Below are 246 nucleotides of genomic sequence, written 5' to 3'. Positions count from 1 at the left end.
CGCTATTACAAAGCACTTGTCTAATATTTTTAAGACTGGTGAACTGGAGCAAGAAGTGGTTAGTTCCATTTTGGAACAAACCACTGAACACGGTGCAATAGCTGGGAAAACACAAAAATCAAAAACTAAATTTTACAATCTTGATGCTATTATTTCCGTGGGCTACCGCGTTAACTCAACCCAAGCAACGCGCTTTCGCCAATGGGCGACTAAAACATTAAAGCAGCATTTATTAAAAGGCTACAC

1 protein-coding gene is annotated in these 246 nt (G+C 39.4%); it reads left to right on the top strand.

Features of this window, described 5'->3' with window-relative positions:
* The coding region (gene rhuM / locus AAEY83_RS17665; protein WP_351061288.1) for a RhuM family protein at positions 1-246 on the top strand (246 nt) is incomplete at both ends.

It is taken from the genome of Psychrobacter sp. TB20-MNA-CIBAN-0197 (assembly GCF_040309765.1).
GTDB classification, from domain to species: Bacteria; Pseudomonadota; Gammaproteobacteria; order Pseudomonadales; family Moraxellaceae; genus Psychrobacter; species Psychrobacter submarinus.
Note: the sequence above shows the minus strand (reverse complement) of the source record. Positions and strands in the feature narration are given on the sequence as shown.